20 protein-coding genes are annotated in these 19,193 nt (G+C 57.9%); 10 read left to right on the forward strand and 10 right to left on the reverse strand.

What is annotated here, in order from left to right; genetic code table 11:
* Window positions 1-49: 49 nt before the first annotated feature.
* The 3 genes from I9185_RS02610 to I9185_RS02620 are packed head-to-tail and all read left to right on the forward strand — an operon-like array spanning window position 50 to window position 2,604.
* Entirely contained in the window at window positions 50-823 is a 774-nt protein-coding gene (locus I9185_RS02610; protein WP_210092288.1) for a 3-keto-5-aminohexanoate cleavage protein, read from the forward strand.
* Window positions 820-2,136, forward strand: coding sequence for an aspartate aminotransferase family protein (locus I9185_RS02615; protein ID WP_210092289.1), 1,317 nt, complete (start codon window positions 820-822; stop codon window positions 2,134-2,136). The genes I9185_RS02610 and I9185_RS02615 overlap by 4 nt, the downstream gene beginning before the upstream one ends.
* 54 nt (window positions 2,137-2,190) lie before the next feature.
* On the forward strand, window positions 2,191-2,604 hold the full coding sequence (locus I9185_RS02620) for a hypothetical protein (RefSeq protein ID WP_171723362.1): 414 nt from the start codon (window positions 2,191-2,193) through the stop codon (window positions 2,602-2,604).
* Window positions 2,605-2,661: 57 nt separating this feature from the next.
* Here the strand turns inward: I9185_RS02620 and infC are convergent, their stop codons facing one another.
* The 7 genes from infC to cobA all read right to left on the reverse strand — a co-directional run bounded on the left by infC (window position 2,662) and on the right by cobA (window position 8,287).
* On the reverse strand, window positions 2,662-3,210 hold the full coding sequence (gene infC / locus I9185_RS02625; RefSeq protein ID WP_171633836.1) for a translation initiation factor IF-3: 549 nt from the start codon (window positions 3,208-3,210) through the stop codon (window positions 2,662-2,664).
* A 158-nt stretch (window positions 3,211-3,368) separates the two neighbouring features.
* The gene (locus tag I9185_RS02630) at window positions 3,369-4,202 is read right to left on the reverse strand and encodes a ferredoxin--NADP reductase (RefSeq protein ID WP_210092290.1); all 834 of its coding nucleotides are present in this window, start codon (window positions 4,200-4,202) and stop codon (window positions 3,369-3,371) included.
* Between the two features lie 109 nt (window positions 4,203-4,311).
* On the reverse strand, window positions 4,312-4,719 hold the full coding sequence (locus tag I9185_RS02635; protein ID WP_171116164.1) for a DUF934 domain-containing protein: 408 nt from the start codon (window positions 4,717-4,719) through the stop codon (window positions 4,312-4,314).
* Entirely contained in the window at window positions 4,716-5,477 is a 762-nt protein-coding gene (locus I9185_RS02640) for a phosphoadenylyl-sulfate reductase (RefSeq protein WP_171116163.1), read from the reverse strand. The genes I9185_RS02635 and I9185_RS02640 overlap by 4 nt, the downstream gene beginning before the upstream one ends.
* Window positions 5,467-7,131 carry a nitrite/sulfite reductase gene (locus tag I9185_RS02645; protein WP_210092291.1) on the reverse strand — a complete coding sequence of 555 codons (1,665 nt, stop codon included), beginning with the start codon at window positions 7,129-7,131 and terminating at the stop codon, window positions 5,467-5,469. The genes I9185_RS02640 and I9185_RS02645 overlap by 11 nt, the downstream gene beginning before the upstream one ends.
* Before the next feature lie 65 nt (window positions 7,132-7,196).
* The gene (locus tag I9185_RS02650) at window positions 7,197-7,511 is read right to left on the reverse strand and encodes a DUF2849 domain-containing protein (RefSeq protein WP_171328572.1); all 315 of its coding nucleotides are present in this window, start codon (window positions 7,509-7,511) and stop codon (window positions 7,197-7,199) included.
* On the reverse strand, window positions 7,511-8,287 hold the full coding sequence (cobA, locus tag I9185_RS02655) for a uroporphyrinogen-III C-methyltransferase (RefSeq protein WP_210092292.1): 777 nt from the start codon (window positions 8,285-8,287) through the stop codon (window positions 7,511-7,513). Before cobA ends, I9185_RS02650 begins: the two co-directional genes overlap by 1 nt.
* 144 nt (window positions 8,288-8,431) lie before the next feature.
* Here cobA and I9185_RS02660 point away from each other — a divergent pair, with 144 nt between their 5' ends.
* Window positions 8,432-8,914: an Lrp/AsnC family transcriptional regulator gene (locus I9185_RS02660; RefSeq protein WP_117869097.1), complete on the forward strand. Its 483-nt coding sequence runs from the start codon at window positions 8,432-8,434 to the stop codon at window positions 8,912-8,914.
* 128 nt (window positions 8,915-9,042) lie between these two features.
* Here the strand turns inward: I9185_RS02660 and I9185_RS02665 are convergent, their stop codons facing one another.
* The gene (locus I9185_RS02665) at window positions 9,043-10,224 is read right to left on the reverse strand and encodes a cytochrome P450 (RefSeq protein ID WP_210092293.1); all 1,182 of its coding nucleotides are present in this window, start codon (window positions 10,222-10,224) and stop codon (window positions 9,043-9,045) included.
* Between I9185_RS02665 and I9185_RS02670 the strand changes: the two genes are divergently transcribed.
* From I9185_RS02670 to I9185_RS02695, 6 genes are all read left to right on the forward strand, one after another.
* A complete protein-coding gene (locus tag I9185_RS02670) occupies window positions 10,223-12,004 on the forward strand; it encodes an ATP-binding protein (RefSeq protein ID WP_210092294.1) in 1,782 nt (593 codons plus the stop codon). The genes I9185_RS02665 and I9185_RS02670 overlap by 2 nt on opposite strands.
* Entirely contained in the window at window positions 12,001-13,230 is a 1,230-nt protein-coding gene (locus I9185_RS02675) for a sigma-54 dependent transcriptional regulator (protein WP_210092295.1), read from the forward strand. The genes I9185_RS02670 and I9185_RS02675 overlap by 4 nt, the downstream gene beginning before the upstream one ends.
* A 362-nt stretch (window positions 13,231-13,592) precedes the next feature.
* The gene (locus I9185_RS02680; RefSeq protein ID WP_171632783.1) at window positions 13,593-14,594 is read left to right on the forward strand and encodes a DctP family TRAP transporter solute-binding subunit; all 1,002 of its coding nucleotides are present in this window, start codon (window positions 13,593-13,595) and stop codon (window positions 14,592-14,594) included.
* Window positions 14,595-14,707: 113 nt separating this feature from the next.
* Window positions 14,708-15,385 (forward strand): TRAP transporter small permease, encoded by a 678-nt coding sequence (locus tag I9185_RS02685; RefSeq protein ID WP_152457843.1) that lies wholly within the window; start codon window positions 14,708-14,710, stop codon window positions 15,383-15,385.
* The gene (locus tag I9185_RS02690) at window positions 15,385-16,761 is read left to right on the forward strand and encodes a TRAP transporter large permease (protein WP_210092296.1); all 1,377 of its coding nucleotides are present in this window, start codon (window positions 15,385-15,387) and stop codon (window positions 16,759-16,761) included. Before I9185_RS02685 ends, I9185_RS02690 begins: the two co-directional genes overlap by 1 nt.
* Window positions 16,762-16,915: 154 nt before the next feature.
* On the forward strand, window positions 16,916-17,227 hold the full coding sequence (locus tag I9185_RS02695) for a multidrug efflux SMR transporter (RefSeq protein ID WP_171723355.1): 312 nt from the start codon (window positions 16,916-16,918) through the stop codon (window positions 17,225-17,227).
* 504 nt (window positions 17,228-17,731) lie between these two features.
* Here the strand turns inward: I9185_RS02695 and tpiA are convergent.
* On the reverse strand, window positions 17,732-18,481 hold the full coding sequence (tpiA, locus tag I9185_RS02700) for a triose-phosphate isomerase (RefSeq protein ID WP_210092297.1): 750 nt from the start codon (window positions 18,479-18,481) through the stop codon (window positions 17,732-17,734).
* A gap of 148 nt (window positions 18,482-18,629) precedes the next feature.
* The gene (locus I9185_RS02705) at window positions 18,630-18,995 is read right to left on the reverse strand and encodes an iron-sulfur cluster assembly accessory protein (RefSeq protein WP_171632773.1); all 366 of its coding nucleotides are present in this window, start codon (window positions 18,993-18,995) and stop codon (window positions 18,630-18,632) included.
* Window positions 18,996-19,193: the final 198 nt, after the last annotated feature.

A 19,193-nucleotide genomic window follows, 5' to 3' on the forward strand; every position in this document is an offset into this window, starting at 1 on the left:
AAACGAAGCTTGGGCTCATTAGCTGAGGACAGACGATCACGAGGGCGCAATGACCAAGAGCACAGTGAAAACCACCGGGAAACCATATATACTGGTTGCTCCGAACGGGGCCCGGCGGGGCCGCGCGGATCACCCGGCTTTGCCAGTCACGACGGATCAGATCGTCGCAACGGCGCGGGGCTGCCACGAGGCTGGTGCAAATGGCATCCACCTGCATGTACGGGATGCCGACGGACATCACACGTTGGATGCCGGATTGTATCGCGAAACAATCGCGGAACTGAAAAGGGAAGTGCCGGGCATGGATGTTCAGATCACCACCGAGGCAGCAGGCGTGTTCGATGTCCAGTCGCAGTTTGAATGCCTGCAACTGGTTCAGCCTGAATGGGCCTCGATCTCAGTCCGGGAAATCGCGCGGGCCCTTGATCTTGCGCCTCGGGTCTATGCGCTATGTGCGGCTCAGGGCACGCGGGTTCAGCATATTCTCTACGACTTGGAAGATGTGAAGCTGCTGGAAGACTGGCAGTCAAAAGGTATCGTCCAGCCGGACCAAACAGACCGATTGCTTGTGTTGGGACGCTACAGTCAGAATCAGCAATCCGTGCCAGCGGATCTGGATGCGTTTCCATCCAGCCCGGCCAAATGGATGGTGTGCGCCTTTGGGACGCAGGAACATGATTGTCTTGTCGAAACCGGGCGGCGCGGCGGTGACTTGCGTGTTGGATTCGAAAACAGCCTAACGGCACCGGATGGCACGCTCTGGACGGACAACGCGGCCTCGGTCGCGGCTTTGGTAGAAACACTTGGAAGGACCGGAACATGAGTCATGTTTTCCCACGCCACACCAAATTTGAACTTCCCGTCGCGGCGGGTGGCGACGGCGCATACCTAATTGATGCCGACGGCAAGCGATATCTGGATTGCGGCGATGCGGCCGTGTCCTGTCTGGGGCATTCCAACGCGGCAGTGATCCGGGCCGTGCAACAGCAGGTGGAACAGATCGCATTCGCCCATACCGGGTTCATGACTTCGGAACCGGCCGAGGCATTGGCCGATCTTCTGATCCAGCACGCGCCGGGGGATCTGGACCGGGTGTATTTCGTATCGGGTGGGTCCGAGGCGACCGAAGCGGCCATCAAATTGGCGCGCCAGTATTTTCTGGAAATAGGGCAGCCCGAGCGCCGCCACGTGATCGCGCGCAAGCAAAGCTATCATGGCAACACTTTGGGGGCCTTGTCTGCCGGGGGAAATGCCTGGAGACGGGCCCAATTCGCGCCGATGCTGATCGAAATGACCCATATCTCGGCCTGCTATGAATATGCCGAAAAGCCCGAGGGTGAGAGCAGCTTTGACTATGGTCAGCGCGTCGCCAATGAGCTGGAGGCGGAAATTCTGCGCCTTGGTCCCGAAACGGTTATGGCCTTCATGGCCGAGCCGGTTGTTGGTGCTACACTTGGCGCGGTTCCGGCGGTTGAGGGGTATTTCAAACGCATCCGGGAAATCTGCGACCAATATGGCGTGTTGCTGATTCTGGATGAGGTGATGTGCGGCATGGGGCGCACCGGTCATCTGTTCGCCTGCGATCACGACGGTGCTGCACCGGATATTCTGTGCATCGCCAAAGGGTTGGGCGCAGGATATCAACCAATCGGGGCGATGCTGTGCACCGGTAAAATCTATGGCGCAATTCGCGATGGGTCAGGGTTTTTCCAACATGGGCATACCTATATCGGCCATCCCGTCGCCACGGCTGCGGCTCTTGCGGTGGTCCGTGAACTGATAGAGGGTGATTTACCGGCGCGCGCCGGACGCATGGGCAGCAAAGTGCATTCCGCACTGGAAGCCGCGTTTGGACAGCACCCGAACGTGGGCGATTTGCGTGGCCGGGGCCTGTTCCGGGGTGTGGAATTGGTAGCGGATCGCGAGACGAAGACCCCCTTTGATCCATCGTTGGGCATTGCCGGAAAGATAAAGAAGGCGGCGCTGGCCGAAGGCCTGATCTGTTATCCCATGGCGGGCACCCGGGACGGCCGGAACGGAGACCATATACTTCTCGCGCCGCCTTTCATCATAGATGACGAGCAGATAGGCGAACTTGTCAGCAAACTGGAACGCTCTTTTTCAGCCGTTCTCTGACAATACCGTGAGCACCCTGTTTGCCTGCGACACGTTTGCTATGTGTCGTGGGCAATGGATCTGGAAAAGGCGACGTCCATGGTGCTGGATATCTGGCGCAGTTTCCGAACGCTCCCTGTGTGGGTTCAGGTCTGGGTAGCGTTCATTTTGGTACCGGTAAACCTGCTTCCGCTGGCATTTCTGGATCAGCCAAAGGGGCACCTGATTGCATTGCTTGCAATTTCGGGCATGGCGCTGAACGTGCCGATCATGTTGGGTGCACGCGGGATGAGCGGCGCGATGGCGTTGCCACACATTCTGTGCTGGGTGCCGTTGGTCATCATCGTGACGCTTCTGCTGTTTTCCGAAGACCCCCTGAGCCCAGCCTTTGTTTGCTTTCTCCGGGTGCTTCTGATCGTCGATATCACCTCGCTGGTGTTCGATTTCCGGGACGCGGCCCGTTGGCTGCGCAGCAGGCGATCGCCCTGAACGAAAAAGCCCCTTCAAAAGAGAAGGGGCTTGGACCGTTTCGATCTTTGGACCGGATTATTTCTGCGGCAGCGGGCCGATCATCATGATCATCTGACGGCCTTCCATCTTGGGCATGTTTTCGATCTTGCCCAAGTCCTTGACGTCCTCGGCGACACGCTGCAGCAATTCGCGGCCAAGGTTCTGGTGTGCCATTTCGCGACCGCGAAAACGCAGGGTAACTTTGACCTTGTCGCCTTTTTCCAGAAACTTGAAGACGTTCTTCATTTTGACGTCATAGTCATGCGTGTCGGTGTTGGGTCGGAATTTGACCTCTTTTACCTCGATGATCTTTTGCTTCTTGCGGGCTTCGGCTTCGCGTTTTTGCGTTTCATATTTGAATTTGCCGAAATCCATGATCTTGCAGACCGGTGGGTTCGCATTGGGCGAAATTTCGACCAGATCAAGACCGGCCTCAGCGGCCATCTGCATGGCTTTGGCGGGATGAACCACCCCGACATTTTCACCTTCGGCGCCAATCAGGCGAATTTCGGGGGCACGGATCTTATCATTGACGCGCGGGCCGGTGTCTCGTTGTGGCGGCGCGTTGTGAGGTCTGCGAGCTATGGGTTCATTCCTTTGATAATTGCAGAATTTCGAGCCCGGAATTTAAACCGGGCCGGGCCACACTTCAAGCGGCATAAACACCGGCAGTTGCGAAAAAACAGTGTTTTGTCCGCTGAATTTTGCGTTCGGGGCTGCAAAGCTCCGAACGCAAGGTGCCTTTAGCCGACAAAGGCTTTTTCGATCACAAACTCTTTGGGTTCGGAATTCGCGCCTTCGCGCAGACCAAAACCTTCAAGGATTTCCTTGATGTCCAGGTTGAAAGCCAGCGACCCGCAGACCATGGCGCGATCGGTTTCGGGTTTGATTCCGCCTTCAATGCCCAGATCGCCGAACACGGTGCCATCCTTCAGCAGGTCGGTGATCCGACCTATCTTGGGGCTCTCTTCGCGCGTGGTTGTCGGGTAGTAGCGGATCTTGTCTGCAAAGCCTTCGCCTATAAGTTCGGCCAGCATTTCATCCTGACGGATGCTGTCGATCAATTGACGGCCATATTCCAGTTCGGCCACTTCGCGGCAGGTATGGGTGATGATCACCTCGTCATAATCTTCATATGTTTGCGGTTCACGCAACAACGAAGCAAACGGGGCAAAACCGGTGCCGGTGGCAAAAAACCACAAACGCTTGCCGGGCAGAAGGGCGTCATGCACCAACGTGCCAACCGGCTTGGGGCGCAGGATGATCTGGTCGCCGGGCTTGATGTGCTGAAGCTTCGACGTCAACGGGCCGTTCTGAACCTTGATCGAATAGAACTCCAGCTCATCGTCCCACGACGGCGAAGCGATTGAATAGGCGCGCAGCAATGGCTTGCCATTGTCGCCCAGCAGACCGATCATCACGAACTCGCCCGAGCGGAAACGCAGCGTGGCGGGGCGCGTCACCTTGAAAGAGAACAGGCTGTCGGTCCAATGCTTGACCTCGGTTACAGTTTGCGCGTCCGGCAGGACCGGGGCCTTAACGGCAGTTGCTTCGCTCACGGGCTTCATCTCTGTCATCGTTTACCTGCCGGTCTGCTAAACCGACATCTCCGTTTAATCTTTGATCCAAGTCAGGAAAAGGGGACAGATTGCCCCCTTTGTGTTTCAAGCCGGCGATGGGCGGCTTTTAACCGCGCAAACGCGCCTGATAGTTGTTCTCTTTCCAGTTGGCCCGGGAAAGCCACTGATCTTCGGGCTGGCGATCTGCCAGGTCTCCGTCAATCTCAACTTCGTCAAAGCCGCAGCGACGCGCCATGGCGTACTGGTCTGCCAGAACATGACCCTTGGCGCGCAAACGTCCTGTATAGCCCTTAAGGCGCAGGGTGCGGGCGATGGTAAAGCCGCGACCGTCGGCAAAGGATGGAAAATCCACCCGGACCAGCTTGGCACTGCCCAAACGGTCAAAAAGCTCATCCGGGTCCGTGTCCGAGCTGACGTCCAGCGCAACCACGTCATTCGCGGCATCATCCAGAGTGACAAAGCCGTCGGTCCAGTCATCGGGCGAAAAGCCCTCATCTGTTACGATTACGTTCATGTTTTTTCTCCGATGCGCACCATCTTGCCATCGACAAAATGAATGCCGCATTCTTCCTTATTCTGATCGCGCCAGCGGCCGGCGCGGGGGTCTTCGCCTTCCTTCACCGGCGAAGTGCAGGGCGCACAGCCGATCGAAGGGTATCCCTTGGCCACCAGCGGATGCCGGGGCAGGTTGTTTTCTTCCATATAGGCGCGCACATCGTCCGGCGCCCAATGGGCCAGCGGATTGACCTTGATCCGGCCCGTGCCGTCTTCGACCTCGAAAAACTCGAGCGCGGCGCGCGTGCCGGACTGAAACCGTTTCCTGCCGGTAATCCAACCGCAATACCCGGTCAGGGCTTGCTGCAAGGGAAAGGTCTTGCGCAGGTTGCAGCACGCATCCGTATCCCGCAGGCGCAGCGCGCCATAGGGGTCTTCGCGTTGCAGTTCTTCGTCATCCGCCCGGATGATCCGGATGTTCCTTAGCCCCAGGCGCTCGCTGACTTCCTGCTGGTACTCCAGCGTTTCGGTGAACAGCAATTGGGTATCCACGAACAACACCGGCGTCATCTTATCGATCACCGCAGCCATGTGCAGCAGCACCACCGATTCCGCACCAAAGCTTGAGACCAGAGCAAGCGCATCGATCTCTTCAAGGGCGCCATGCATCACGTCATGGGCGCTGTGGTGACGGAACCGGGCATTCAATGCGTTGACCTTCTCGGTCAGGTCGCTGCGGTCTTTGCCCAGTTCCGTTTGAATCAGATCAAGCGGCATTCGCCCGAGCCTCGGGGTAGAGGGCGGCCTTGAACGGCTCCATGCCGACGCGGCGATAAGTCATCAGAAAGGTTTCTTCAGCATTCTCGCGCAGATCCAGGTAGGTGTCGACGATGCGTTCCACGGCCGGCACGATCTCGTCATAGGCAAAACCCGGACCGGTGCGGTCGCCGATCGCGGCCGTCTCGGTGGCGTCGCCACCCAGTGTAATCTGGTAGTTTTCGACGCCTGCACGATCCAAGCCCAGGATGCCGATATGGCCCACATGGTGGTGGCCGCAGGCGTTGATGCAGCCCGAGATCTTGATCTTCAGGTGCCCAATGTCATGCTCCAGCTTCAAATCTTCAAAGCGGGTCGCAATTTCCTGAGCAACCGGGATCGAGCGCGCCGTCGCCAGCGCGCAGTAATCCATGCCGGGGCAGGCGATGATATCGCTGATCAGCCCGATATTGGCGGTGGCCAGTTCGTGTTCCTTCAGCTTTGCGTGGATCGCGGGCAAGTCCGATTTGTGGACATGCGGCAGGATCACGTTCTGCTCGTGGCTGATACGCAGCTCATCATAGGCGAATTCTTCGGCAAGATCGGCCATCACGCGCATCTGCTCGGCGGTCGCATCACCCGGCGTCTGGCCGTGTTTCTTGATCGAGATCGTAACGATCGCGTGGTCCGCGTTCTTGTGGGGCGCGATGTTGGTATCGACCCACGACCGGAAAACCGGATCGTTGGAATAGGCGCTTTCAAACGACGCAACCGAACCTTCGCGGAAGGCCGGAGGCGCAAAATGGCCTTTGATCTCATCCAGCAGCGCCATGTCGGCGCCCTTGAACTGTGGGCGAACCTGCAAGAAACGTTCATTCACCTTGGCGCGGATGGCGTCGATGCCGTGTTCATGCACGGTGATCTTGATGCGCGCCTTGTACTTGTTGTCGCGGCGACCGATCTGGTTCCAGACCGACACGGTGGCTTCCAGATAGGCCAGCAGATCATCGAATGCGACGAATTCGGACAGTTCCTTGCCGATCATGGGCGTACGGCCCAGGCCGCCACCGACGATGACGCGCGCACCCAGAACGCGGTCACGTTCGACCAGTTGCAGGCCGATGTCATGCGCTTTGATCACGGCGCGGTCGTTTTCCGAACCGGTGATGGCGATCTTGAACTTGCGCGGCATGAACTGGAATTCCGGGTGGTCGGTCGACCACTGGCGCAGCAGTTCGGCATAGGGGCGCGGGTCGGCGACCTCATCCGCGGCGGCACCGGCGAAATGGTCGGCCGTCACGTTGCGGATGGTGTTGCCCGAGGTCTGGATGGCGTGCATGCCCACCCCGGCCAGCGCGTCCAGCATGTCTGGCACATCTTTCAGTTTCGGCCAGTTGTACTGGATGTTCTGACGGGTGGTGAAATGGCCATACCCCTTGTCCCACTTTTCAGCCAGCAGGGCCAATTGGCGCATTTGTGCGCTGTTCAGCGTGCCGTAGGGAATGGCGACCCGCAGCATGTATGCGTGCAGTTGCAGATACAGGCCGTTCATCAGGCGCAGCGGCTTGAATTCATCTTCGGTCAGCGAACCGTCGATGCGGCGCTCGACCTGAGCGCGGAACTGCGCGTTACGCTCTGCCAGAAAATCTTTGTCAAACTCGGAGTAGCGATACATGTCTAGCTGTCCTTGGTTGCAGCCCCGAACCTGGGGCCTTGAAGGGGAGAGAGAAGGGCCAGAGGTCAGGCCCGGGGCTGCGGGGAAGCTTCCTGTTTGCCGTGGGCATAGTTGGACGGACCAGTGCGGCGGAAGTCTTCCCGGAAATGGGTGGGCTCGGGGCCGTTTTCGCCAGCAACGGCATCGGCCAGATAGGCGCCCACAATTTTGTTTGCCTGACGCGCGGCATCCAGCAGGCGAACCTGCGCATGCGCCTCGTCGGTGATCAGTTCTGCCTCGCTCAGGTCACGGGACCAGCGGTCATCTTCGGTCAGATAAATCACGTCACCTTCGAGCAGGTCATTTGCAGTGACGACTTTGGGGGTAAAAGCGCGGGCCATCAGGCAAGCTCCTTGTTGAATTCGGTTACAGCCTGCGCCGCTTCGCGCGGGGCAAGGCCATAGAAGGTCAGGGCCGGTCCATCCATTTCGGCGGCGGCCAGATCGGTGGGCAACTGGTCCAAAGTGGTGGCCAAAATCCGTTGGTCGGGGCGCGAGGCATTCTCGACCAGGGTAATGGGCGTGGCGCGATCGGCGCCGTGCATGATCAGGCGACCCTGAATGAACCGAGCGGACTTCTTGCCCATGTAGATTGCCGCCACGGAACCCGGCTTGGCCAAAGCGTTCCAATCGTGATCCGCAAAACCCTGCATGTCGTGCCCGGTCAAAAAACGCACCGATGAGTTGCGTCCGCGGCGAGTCAGGCTTTGACCGATGCTTGCCACTGCGGCAGAGGCCGCCGTGATGCCGGGAATGATCTGCCAGGAAATACCGGCCGCATCGAGGGCCTCGATTTCTTCGTCCAGACGACCAAAGACCGTGGGATCCCCCGATTTCAGGCGCACCACACGGTTGCCATTCAGGGCGTGTTCAACCAGAAGCGCGTCGATATCGCTTTGCTTCCACGAGGGGCCGAACCCGGCCTTGCCGACATCGACCAAAGCGGCGTTCTGGGCGGCAATGTCCAGCACAGGCTTGCTGATCAGGCGATCATGCAGCACCACATCCGCGCGCTCGAATGCGGCCAACGCCTTGAGCGTCAGCAATTCGGGGTCACCGGGTCCGGCGCCGACAAAGTCGACATGACCTTTGGGACTGGTTGTGTGAAAATCCTGCATCGGATCGTCTCGGACATTGTTTGACTTGACCCTCAATATAGGAAATATTCCCACCGAAGCGCCATATCACCGCTAAAATAAGGACAAATGTTCCGATTTTCGGAAAAGCCGGAACATAGGTGTCGAAACAGAAGGAAAATTGGAATGTCGGTGCGGATAGATGACACGGATCGAAAAATTCTGGCCGAGCTGCAACGGGACGCAGGCCAATCATTGGACGAAATTGCGGCTCGGGTCGGCAGTTCAAAGACGCCTGTCTGGAATCGCATTCGCAAGCTCAAGGGGGCGGGAATCATCGGCCAGCAAACGGTGCTGCTGGATGCCGAGGCACTTGGGTTCGAAGCCACCTTTTTTGTTTTGATCCGCACCTCGGAACATGAGGCGGACTGGCAACGTAAATTCCTGAAAGCATTGAAGGATCACCCCGAAGTGCAAGAGGCGCACCGGTTGGCGGGTGATATCGACTATATCCTGAAAGTCCGGGTTAAAAACGCGCGTGCCTATGATCAGTTCTATCAGTCGCTCATCTCGGAAGTGCGCGTGCACAACGTCACGGCGTTGTTGTCCATGGAAGAGATCAAGTCCACAACGATGCTGCCGCTGAATGCGTTGGCAGAGGGGGCTTAGAACACTCGACCGCGGCTCCTCCGCCTGTGTCTTTCAATGGGCTTTGAGCCAGATGAGCTGATGGGTGTTTTCATTTGGCCGGAAGCAAAATCGCCATAGCCATCGTGTAGGTATGCGGAAGGTGATTGCTAAGGTCTGACCAGCAGCTGATTCAGCCCGTGAAAGTGATAGCTGTCCGAATAAAGCGGCGGCGCAGCCAGTTGCAGGTTTGGACAGCTTTCGAACAGGATCGGCAAAGCAATGCGCATTTCCAGACGCGCCAGAGGTGCCCCGACACAAAAATGAATTCCGCCCCCAAAGCTTGTGTTGACTTCAATCGGACGGTTCGGCTGAAACGTGTTCGGTTCAGCCCAGACAGCGGGGTCGCGGTTGGCCGCGCCAAGCAACAGTGCCACTTGATCGCCACGTTTGAATGAATGGCCGAACAGATCCACGTCCTCATACGCGTAACGTGTGAACATGTGCAGAGGCGGGTCATAGCGCAGGATTTCTTCGATGGTTCCGTCGAGTCCATCCGGTGCCAGGGCGTCAGGGGCGGTGCGGGTCTGCAACAGGGTTTTCACCCCGTTCCCCAGTGAGTGCACGGTAGCCTCATGGCCAGCGTTGAGCAGCAGGATGCAGGTAGCAACCAGCTCGTCCAGTGACAGTTTCTGGCCTTCTTCCTCGGCGCTTATCAACCGGGTTATCAGATCGTCGCGGGGATCATTGCGCCGCAGCTCTATGTATTCCTTCAGGAATTCGGTGAATTCCTTAGATGATTTGGCGGCCGTGTCTTCGGTGTCCTGCGTGCAATTGGCCTGATACATGGCAACCATATCGTGAGACCATTGTAACAGATCGGGCGCCATGGCTTCGGGGACGCCCAGAAGCCGGCAGATCGTGACCACCGGAACCTGAGTGCAATAGGTTTCCAACAGGTCGAACGTGTTCCCGGGGAAGTCTTTGATCAGGCTGTGGCACAGATCTTCGATGGAAGGTTGCAGCGCAGAAATCGCCCGTGACGTGAAGGCGCGCATCACCAATGACCGAAGGCGTGTGTGCCTTGGTGGTTCTGCCTCAAGCAGTGAATGGGCCTCGATGGCCAGCCAGGGCGCCAGATGGGCGGGACCTTGCTCTGCCAATTCGGGCGGTACCTCGCGGCCAAATCGGCGGTCCCGAAACAGGGCGCGAACCGCGCGGTATGAAACCGCGGCGACCATACCATAGTCCTGCCAATAGAACAGATCGCCCGAGCCTCGCGCCTTGTCGTAGAACGGGTAGGGGTTTTGGACGAAACCCGGGTCTGTCGGTGATTGCGAAAAAGACTTCATGCGCCGCACACTTGCCATGCGGCGCATTGAATGCAAGACCCTGTCTATGCACAGGGTTTGGTTCATTTCCGTTTTTTTGCTCGCCGTTGGGTTATTGTCGGGGTTTGTCTGGTCTTATGGCTATCGACAGGCCCTGTCTCAGCTGAGCGAGAAGGCAGAGGCAGATCTTGAGTTGGCGGCTGACCGGCTGAGCACGCAGATGCAAGTGTATCAGGAACTTGCCGTGCTGATGGCAACTCATCCCGTTTTGCATGAACTGGATACGCAGGCCGGTATTCGCCAAGCCCGGGCAACGCTGCTGGACGTCGCTGACAAAACGGCCGCCGTAAACATGATGTATCTGGATACGAAGGGGCAGGTGCTGGTATCGGCGCAGCCTGTGTCCCAGCGCAACATGGCCCATCATCCGGCTTTCCGCCGTGCGATGCAGGGCGCCTTGGGCAGTGCGCATGAGGTTGTACCTTCGGGCGAAGACCGGATCTATTCCTATGCCGCCCCCACTTTTGGCCCGACTGGCCAGATTGAAGGCACGTTGATGGTCGTTGCTGATGTTCAGGACGTTGAACAAACGTGGCGCGGCAGTACCGAGGCGGTTTTCTTTGTCGATTCAGATGGTGTCGTTTTCATTTCCAACAGATCCGACCTGCTGTTCTGGCGCCGGGCGGACGGTGAGGCGGGATTGACGCCGCCAGATGGTGCGACCGTCGATTTTTCTTCGAAACAGGTCGGCAGGCACGAGTTGTGGCACTTGAACTGGGGGCGTTACCTGCCGCGCGATGCGCTGCATCTGACCCTTGATTTGCCGGTGATCGACATGACTGCCGAGGTGCTGGTGGACGTGGCGCCGGCCCTTCAGCTCGCCAGGCTTCAGGCGGCGGCCGTCGCAGCGATCTGTCTGGCCTTTGGGGCCATGCTCTTTCTAGCCATGGAGCGGCGGCGGGCGTTGGCCGAAGCGAATGCCGTTCTGGAAAGCCGTGTGGCCAAACGCACCCATGACCTGACAGTGGCAAATGCCAGTTTGCGCAAGGAAGTGGCGGAACGGGAAGAAGCCGAGGCGGCGCTGCGGCGGGCCCAGGCAGACCTGGTGCAGGCCGGAAAGCTCAGCGCTTTGGGGCAAATGTCGGCGGGCATCAGCCATGAACTGAACCAGCCGCTTATGGCCATACGGCAATTTGCGGATAACGGTTCAGCGTTCATGACGCGGGGAAAACCTGAAATGGCTGCCGAGAATCTGGGCCGGATCTCGGAAATGGCGGCGCGGATGGCGCGGATCATCAAGAACCTTCGCGCCTTTGCCCGCAACGAAAGCGAACCGATGGGACGGGTTGACCTGATTCAGGTTCTCAACACTGCTGTTGAACTGACCGAGGCCCGCCTGCGAGACGACAATGTAACCCTGAACTGGAACCCCCCGAATGGGGCTGTGTATGTTTGGGGGGGTGAAGTACGTTTGGTGCAGGTGTTCGTGAATCTGATCAACAATGCGGCGGATGCAATGCTGGGACGACCAAAACGGATTATAACGATAACGCTGCGAAAAGGTGCACGATTGAGCGTTTCCTTGCAGGATACTGGCCCGGGCATTGAAGACCCCGACCGGATGTTCGAGCCCTTCTATTCCACGAAAAGCGTTGGATCGTCAGAAGGTTTGGGGCTGGGGCTTTCCATTTCCTACGGGCTGGTTCAAAGCTTTGGTGGGGATATACGGGGCGCGAACACGGCGGATGGGGCCATGTTTACCGTCGAACTGGAACCCTGCGACAAGGAAGAGGCCGCGTGATGCGCAGGGTTTTGTTGGTCGATGATGATGCCGCCGTACGCGAGGCCTTGTCTCAAACTCTGGAATTGGCGGACTATCAGCCAACGACCGCCGGATCCTTTGTGGCGGCCAAGGATCACATCAGCCGCGAGTTTCCCGGTGTCATCATCTCGGATATACGCATGCCGGGGCGGGACGGGTTCCATCTTTTGTCTTATGCCCGAGAGGTCGATCCGGATCTTCCCGTGGTTCTTCTGACGGGTGAGGGCGATATTCCCATGGCCGTCGATGCCATGGGAAAGGGCGCGTTCGATTTTCTGGAAAAGCCGTGCGCCGCGTCCGACCTTCTCGAGGTGCTTGAACGCGCGTTTGCAGCCCGTTCGCAGATATTGGAGCAAAGAGCGGCAAAATCCGAGCTGGAACGAGGAGACCCCGCCGCGCGTTTGCTGTTCGGACTGTCGCCGCAGGCCGAGGCCCTGCGCGAACGGGTTCGGACCGTTGCGCCAACAGGCGCCGAGGTTCTTGTGACGGGACCGCCGGGCAGCGGCATCTCGAAGGTCGCCGAGGTCGTGCATCTGATGTCACCAGCAGGGCAGGGACCATTTGTCAAACGCACGGCCTCCAGCCTCAGCCCCGACGACTTGGCCAAGAGCTGTGAAGATGCGGCAGGTGGGTCATTGTTTCTGGACGAAGTGTCGGCCATGCCCCATGCCACGCAATTTGCGGCGTTGGAGATCATCGAGCATGGACCGGGCGGGCGTATCATTGCGGGAACGACCGCTGATCTGTCGGCGCTGAGTTCTGAAGGCCGGTTCAATGCAGACCTGTTTTACAGGCTGGATGTCATGCGGGTTCGTATTCCATCGCTGGCAGAACGCCCCGACGACATTCCGGTGATCTTCCGCCATTACGTTGCACAGGCCGCGGAACAGGCGGGGATCGTGGCGCCGGAAATCTCGTCCGAGCATCTGGCGTCGCTTATGGCCAGCGACTGGCCGGGGAATGCGCGATCCCTGATGTCAGCCGCGATGCGCTTCGTGCTGGGAATGCCGGAAGAAGTCGCGCAGGCAACAGACCTGGGCCTTAGCGAACATATGGCGCGGGTGGAGCGGTCGCTGCTCATCGCGGCGCTGGGTCGTCACAACGGCAAGGCATCAGATGCGGCGAAGGCATTGAAACTGCCGCGCAAGACATTTTACGACAAGCTGGCACGGTACCAGATTCGGGCCGAGGATTACCGACGGTAACGGCCGGGCTCCCGCCACCTTTTTCCGCATTAACATGCGTCTAAAGCTGTTGGGCCGGGCAGCCCGCTGTCCCGGGCTGCGGTTTCGCGTCAGTTGATTCGGGGGTTTTGATTCGCGGCGTGTGCGGATTTTCGCACAAACTGGAAGATTGCTGTGCGGAATCTCGCACTCGGGGTTTCGAATGGGTCCAATATCCATTGCAAAGCGCTTTATAACCTTCTGAAAGAAAATCACTAAATAGAAAATCGAGGGACAGAAAACAAATCGTTGAGTGGATCGTGCCGATTCGTTTCACTTCGCTGCATCTGATACCGAATTGGTGTCGAAGGACAATTTCAAGGAAGTCTGGGAGGAAAAGACAGATGAAATTCCTGACAACGGCAGCAACCGCTCTGGCGCTGACAGTCACAGCCACCGCAGGGATGGCAGCCTGTGACGATGGTGAAATCGTCGTCAAGTTCGCGCATGTGACCAACACTGACAAACACCCCAAGGGCATCGCCGCATCGCTGCTGGAACAGCGCGTCAATGATGAGATGAACGGCGTGATGTGCGTGGAGGTCTATCCGAACTCGACACTGTACAACGACGACAAGGTGCTGGAGGCGATGTTGCAGGGCGACGTTCAGCTTGCCGCGCCGTCACTGTCGAAGTTCGAGAAGTTCACCAAGCAGTTCCGCCTGTTTGACCTGCCGTTCATGTTCAAGAACATCGACGCTGTGGATGCATTCCAGGCTTCGGCTGATGGTCAGGCGATGAAGGACAGCATGCAGCGCCGTGGCCTTCAGGGGCTGGCCTTCTGGCACAACGGCATGAAGCAGATGTCGGCCAACAAGCCGCTGGTCGATCCGTCGGATGCAAACGGTCTGAAGTTCCGCGTGCAGTCTTCGGACGTTCTGGTGGCACAGATGGAGGCTATTGGTGGCAGCCCGCAGAAAATGGCGTTCTCGGAAGTTTACGGCGCGCTGCAACAGGGGGTTGTGGATGGTCAGGAAAACACCTGGTCGAACATCTATGGCAAGAAGTTCTTCGAAGTGCAGGACGGCATCACCGAGACGAACCATGGCATCATCGACTATCTGGTCGTGACCTCTGTGGACTGGCTGGACAGCCTGGATCCGGACGTGCGTGATCAGTTCCTGACCATTCTGGCTGAAGTCACGGAAACAAGGAACAAAGAAGCCTTTGCCGTGAACGAAGCAGCCAAAGCTTCGATCGTTGAAGCAGGCGGAGTCATCCGCGAGTTGACCCCGGAACAGCGTCAGGCCTGGGTTGATGCGATGAAACCCGTTTGGGACCAGTTCGCAGGTGACGTGGGTCAGGACAAGATCGACGCGGCTCAGGCCATCAACGCCGGCTTCTGAATCTGGCCAAAGGCCGCGCGTCCGGGGACTGGGGAGTATTCGACGCGCTGGCCGGGCGGGCTGAACAAGCCCGCCCAACACTCTCTCATCACAAAAAATGCGGGGACAGAAAGATGTCTGGTGCGAATTCCGGCCAAGGCGGGCTGGTCGACCATATCGAAGAAACCCTGATCGCGTGTCTGTTGGGCCTGATGACGGTCGTGACATTTGCCAACGTGATCGCGCGGTTTGTTTTCAATTCCAATATCCTGTGGGCGCTTGAACTGACGGTGTTCACTTTTGGCTGGCTGGTGCTGCTTGGTGCCTCTTACGCGGTCAAGAAACACTCTCATCTGGGTGTTGATGCGATCCTGAACATGCTGGCCCCGGCGCCACGTCGCATTCTGGCGCTCATCGCTGTGGGGTGCTGTCTGGTGTTTTCGTTGCTGCTGCTGAAAGGCGCCTATGACTATTGGGCGGTTTTCGCGGATCTGCCGCCGACATCCGGACGCTGGTTCCCGACCGGGTTCAACTTCGACGCCCGCAGCCAGAGTTTCTATGAGGTGGACGATATCCCGATGGTCGCTCCGCTGCGGTTTCTGGAAGACCTGATCAACTATGGCGAAGGGTACGAGAAGCTTCCCAAAGTGGTGCCTTATCTGGTGCTGCCGGTATCGATGCTGCTGCTGGTGATCCGGTTCGCCCAGGTTGCCGTTCAGATATGGCGTGGCGAAACGGATCGCCTTGTCGCCAGCCACGAAGTCGAGGACGAGATCGAAGAAGTCCGCGCTCAGCAAGGAGAGCATAACTGATGGACGTCGTACTTCTTTTCTCGATGGTCGTCGGCCTGCTGCTGATCGGTGTGCCGATTGCAGTTGCGCTTGGCCTCAGCTCGACCCTGTTTCTGCTGATCTACTCAGACAGTTCACTCGCGTCCGTCGCGGGTACGCTGTTCGAGGCTTTTGAAGGGCATTTTACCCTGCTGGCGATCCCGTTCTTCATCCTGGCGTCGTCCTTCATGACTACAGGTGGTGTCGCACGACGGATCATCCGGTTCTCGATCGCCTGTGTCGGGCATTTGCCCGGCGGTCTGGCGATTGCGGGCGTCTTTGCCTGTATGCTGTTCGCAGCCCTGTCCGGGTCGTCCCCGGCGACCGTGGTCGCCATCGGCTCGATCGTCATCGCGGGGATGCGTCAGGTGGGCTATTCCAAGGAATTTGCCGCCGGTGTGATCTGCAACGCGGGGACATTGGGTATTCTGATCCCTCCATCCATCGTCATGGTCGTATATGCCGCCGCTGTTGAAGTCTCGGTTGGGCGCATGTTCCTTGCGGGGGTTATTCCCGGTCTGATGGCCGGTTTGATGCTGATGATCACCATCTATGTCATGGCCAAGGTCAAGAACCTGCCCAAGGGGGAATGGAAAGGCTGGGGAGAGGTCTTTACCTCGGCCCGCGAGGCCGGTTGGGGTCTTTTCCTGATCGTCATCATTCTGGGTGGTATCTATGGTGGCATCTTCACCCCGACCGAAGCCGCCGCAGTTGCCGCAGTCTACGCGTTCTTCATTGCCAGCTTTGTGTACAAGGACATGGGCCCGCTGAGCACGGAAGAAGGCACACAGAACCTGCCGCTGCTGAAAAAACCCTATGCGCTGATCACGGCGTTCATTCACCCGGACACCAAGCATACGCTGTTCGAGGCAGGCAAGCTGACGGTCACGCTGCTGTTCGTGATCGCCAACGCGCTGATACTCAAGCATGTTCTGACCGACGAGCAGGTGCCGCAGCATATCGCCGAAGCGATGTTGTCGGCCGGCCTTGGCCCTGTCGCTTTCCTGATCGTGGTGAACGTGATCCTGCTGATCGGCGGTCAGTTCATGGAACCGTCAGGCCTGTTGGTTATCGTGGCGCCCCTTGTGTTCCCGATCGCTATCGAGCTGGGCATTGACCCGATCCATCTGGGTATCATCATGGTGGTCAACATGGAGATCGGGATGATCACGCCTCCGGTCGGTCTGAACCTGTTCGTGACTTCGGGTGTTGCGGGTATGCCGATGATGAGCGTTGTGAAGGCGGCGCTGCCCTTCCTTGCGGTGCTGTTCGTCTTCCTGATCATGGTGACGTATATTCCGTGGATATCGACCTTCCTGCCCAACACGTTCATGGGGCCGGAAATAATAACCAACTAGACTGTCTGAAAACTGAACAAAGCCGGGTGGTGTCAACTGCCCGGCTTTTTCGTGTCTTGAAACCACGCGATGGGTTCTTATCTGAGGCACAGAGGACGACCTCTGCTTTCTGGGACATCATTCGGGACGACCCGTACGGATATGAGGTTGTCTTATGCCCTGGATATTTCTTCTGTTTGCTGGCCTTTTGGAAATTGTCTGGGCGGTTGCCATGAAGCAGTCGGCCGGTTTTACCCGATTGTGGCCGACGGCCGTGATGGGCGCTTCGATGTTGGGCTCATTTGGTCTGCTGGCGCTTGCAATGCGCGACTTACCGTTGGGCACCGCATACACGATCTGGACTGGGATCGGTGCGGTGGGGGCGTTCAGTGTCGGTATTCTGTTTCTTGGCGAAGCCCTGACACCTGCGCGGATCGCAGCTGCGGTTCTGATCGTGACAGGCCTTGTGGTGATGAAGCTGGCCTGATGCGCTTGACTTGCCAAGCCAAAGTACTTCGGCAGTTTACAGCACACACTCGAAGCGGAGCTCGGAATTTTGACCGGCTCTGACAGACGCATTTTGCGTGGCTCCTGAAAAGGCGAAGGCCGGATTTGACGACGGCGGATGTCGCATCAAATCGGTTCTGGCGCGGGATGGCGGAGTTGTCTCACAAGGTCGCAATCAGCCTGTACAGGGCGGCAACCCGACCGTGCTGGAACAGATGGAAGCCCTGCGCAAGGCGGGGCGTCAGAAAACCTGTTCCCGCATACCTCGCCATTGCCCAGTGCAATTTGTTCGCTTCCCATCGCTCAGTTCGGAACCCCGCGTCTCTTCGTCAACTCACGGAATTTCGCGCGCAAGGCAGGATTTTTTGCGATCAAAGGGGAGGGGCCTGTTGCAGTGAACAACCCTGACCGCATCGCGTTGAAGCGACGATCTATTGAAAAAACCGATCCTTGAGCCGAAGAAACTGCGGGACGAAGTCTGGAATTAGGCGCCTTCCAGCGCTTGAATGATTCCCGAGAATTCAGACGCTTTCAGGCTGGCCCCGCCCACAAGTGCGCCATCGACGTTGGAAACTGAAAATATATCTGCCGCGTTGCCGGGTTTCACCGAGCCGCCATAAAGCAGGCGGACGGAACGGCCCACGCCTTCGCCAAAGCGGCGCTCCAGCCGGGCGCGCATGAAGTCGTGAACGTCCCCGATTTCTTCTAGGGTGGGAACTTTGCCGGTGCCAATTGCCCAGATCGGTTCATATGCGACGATCAGGTTCTCGCCGGTCGACTGATCCGGGATCGACCCGGACATCTGGCCGCCGATGATGTCGAGCGTATTGGCCGCTTCGCGCTGCTCAAGGCTTTCACCGACGCAAATGATCGCCTTCAAACCTGCATCCATCGCTGCGCGCGCCTTGGCCCGCACATCTTCGTCATGTTCACCGTGGTCCACGCGGCGCTCGGAATGGCCCAGGATGACCGATGTTGCACCGGCATCCACCAGCATATCCGCACTGATATCTCCGGTATGCGCGCCTGATTTTGCGGCATGACAGTCCTGACCACCGACAGAGATGGCGGTGCCCTGAACGGCAATTGATGCGCGGCTGAGCAATGTTGCCGGCGGGCAAATCAGGATATCCACCGAGGCTGCCGGGTGGATCTGAGACAGCGCCTTCAACTCGGTCAACTCAGCGCCGGTCCCATTCATTTTCCAGTTTCCAGCCGCCAGCTTCTGCCGCATTTCGGTATCTCCCTGATCATCCGATGATTTTAGCATGCGGATAGCATTGTAAGGACCATCTTACAATTCTGCTCGCATGCTGATCCCGGGCGCAAACATCGAAGATCGGCCCGCATGCGACGTTCAAATGAAAAGGGATGAGGCGGGCTTAGCCTTGTTGGCCGATGCTTTCGTCGAATTTGATCGATTCTCCACAGCCGCAGGCGTCGACGACGTTCGGGTTCTTGAACTTAAAGCCGGATTCCAACAACGACACTTCGTAATCGATTTCGGTTCCGAACAGGAACATCTGGGCCATGGGCGCAATCATGATGCGCGCGCCATCCTGTTCGACCACTTCGTCATGAGGATCTGCGTGATCAACATACTCCATGGTATATTCCATGCCTGCACAGCCGCCTTTTTTGACGCCGATGCGCAAACCAGCGTGACCGCCTGATTTCATCAGGCGGGTAATCTGTTCTGCGGCTTTGGGCGTCATTGTCACAGCCTGTTTGCCGGGGATGCCGAACATGTAAATCTCCGTTGTCGCGCGTTACACCCAATCTAGGGGCCAAGGCTCTTTTGCTCAAGGCAATGTCGTGTAAAGAAATTGAATTCGCTGGAAAGCTTAGTGTTTCTGCGTCGCCGCTCTGCAAACTTGCTTTGATACGGGAGGCGGGGTTAGCATCGGTCTTATGACGTTTTGGAACCCCGTCCGAATAGATGGCAT

This window comes from Ruegeria sp. HKCCSP346 (genome assembly GCF_017872595.1).
In the GTDB taxonomy this organism is placed as follows: domain Bacteria; phylum Pseudomonadota; class Alphaproteobacteria; order Rhodobacterales; family Rhodobacteraceae; genus Ruegeria.